The organism is Colwellia sp. MB02u-14 (assembly GCF_014076915.1).
Taxonomy (GTDB): domain Bacteria; phylum Pseudomonadota; class Gammaproteobacteria; order Enterobacterales; family Alteromonadaceae; genus Colwellia_A.
Window position 1 is genome coordinate 1 of the sequence record NZ_JACGUX010000052.1, and the last position, 2,044, is coordinate 2,044.

The window sequence follows — 2,044 nt, forward strand, 5'->3', positions numbered from 1 at the left end:
ACGAAGACGCCCTACAACGAATCAAAATATTTAGAAGCATTAAAACGAAGAGGATCGCCACTGTTAAAATTTGCAATAAATAGCTAAATTTTACTAGTTGTCCACCTCAGGGCGTGTTGTTATGTGTTTTTGAACCGTTGCATCAAATATATACCGCCAACTATGGTTCCAAAAGGAAAGCTTAGCAAAATAATTATAGAAAGAGGTAAAGCAATTTTATGAACAGTTTTACTTTGCTTAAGTAGATAAATACCACAAAGCCAAGCTAAAAAGTTTACTACCAATAATATATTTATAAGTAGAATTAAAAACGTTGGTAATGAATCAAGGTTTGAAAGTTGCGATATACCTAATATGTATACAAATAGAAATGCACATGTAGCAACTGCTCCGTAAATAGTAAACGCCCAGCCCGATATTTTAAATTGATTATCCATAATACTTATAATTCTCCATGATTAAGAAACACATAACGCCACATTAAGCGGCAAAAAATGGTTGGCTAAAATGTTGAACGAAGTGAAAACAGCCAACTGTTTTTTGTCCGTTTGAATGCCTTGTTATGCGATTTTTATATTACCACAAACCGCACAATTTATATAAATATTAGCGACATAAAATGCACATTTAAAAAAATCACAGCATTGCGACACACTAAACCGTGAATTTTGAGCCACTAATGAAAAGTGAATTTACCACTTACCTACTTTGGCGAAAAACTATTTAACCAAAAACTGAAATAGATTTAATTACGCGTAAATAACCAGGATAAAGAAAAGGCAACTACCACAATTACATTTAATCGAATTCGCAATGCCGCATAACGCCCCATTAAGAGGCAAATGATAGTTGGCTAAAATAAGCGACGAAGGAGCAAATAGCCAGCTGTTATTTGTCCTGCTTGAATGGCTTGTTATACGTATTTTACACAAACCGTAAATTTATGAGCTAATTTTACAAGCATGTAACTGACAATAGGAAACAGCGGTGTAAATAATATAAATATTAAGAAGAGTCCACCATCCATTAGACCTGCTTCAGTATTCCTTAATGGAGTTATATAAATAACTATCAACATAAGAGCAAAAGTAAGTGGCCCTGTAAATAAGGTAATTACTAATTTAGATACTGTATTAAGTTGTTGCTCATATGACTTTGCATAATATCTACATACTAAAAAAGAAATATAGAAATGAACAAAAAGAAAAACACCTAAAACTAGATAACCCACCAAACTTCCCTATACGTATAACGCCCAATTAAGCGGCGAATAATAGTTGGCTAAAATAGTGAGGAACGAACGACAGCCAACTGTTTTTTGTCCGTTTGAATTGCTTGTTAGGTTAAATGTAATTTGAAACCAAATGCTTAAACCAAACTTAGAAAGTTAATATAACCGCACCACGGCTAAATGCCAAACCATTATTTTGAGCCATTACATAAAAGTATTTTTAGCGCACAACACAAATGTTATTGCTGGACTCTCGACAACGATTCGCGACCTTTACAAAACGTTTTTGCGAAAATCCACGAAACGGAATAACCACCAAACAAAAAATAGAAATACAAAAGTTGGTTAACCATCAAAACAGAAAAGTGGTGCCACCTAACGCCACATTAAGCGGCAAAAAATTGTTGGCTAAAATGTTGAACGAAGTGAAAACAGCCAACTGTTTTTTGTCCGTTTGAATGCCTTGTTATGCGATTTTTACATTACCACAAACAGCACAATTTATATAAATATTAGCGACATAAAATCCACAATTAAAAACCACAGCATTGCGACACACTAAACCGTGAATTTTGAGCCACTAATAAAAAGTGAATTTACCACTTACCTACTTTGGCGAAAAACTATTTAACCAAAAACTGAAATAGATTTAATTACGCGTAAATAACCAAGATAAAGAAAAGACAAATACCACAATTACATTTAATCGAATTCGCAATGCCGCATAACGAATGATATGGACTCCCCTACTAACGGCATCTATGTGCCATATTGAAAGTGTAAGCATTCAATCAAAGGAGAGTCCATATGTCT

1 protein-coding gene is annotated in these 2,044 nt (G+C 33.8%); it reads right to left on the reverse strand.

Going from position 1 to position 2,044, the window contains the following annotated elements; all coding sequences use genetic code 11:
* Positions 1–119 precede the first annotated feature (119 nt).
* Positions 120–437: a hypothetical protein gene (locus H4J52_RS04630; RefSeq protein WP_182224283.1), complete on the reverse strand. Its 318-nt coding sequence runs from the start codon at positions 435–437 to the stop codon at positions 120–122.
* Positions 438–2,044: the final 1,607 nt, after the last annotated feature.

Coding starts and splice junctions, on each gene's coding strand:
- H4J52_RS04630 (WP_182224283.1), bottom strand. CDS start 437: ATGGATAATCAATTTAAAATATCGGGCTGGGCGTTTACTATTTACGGA.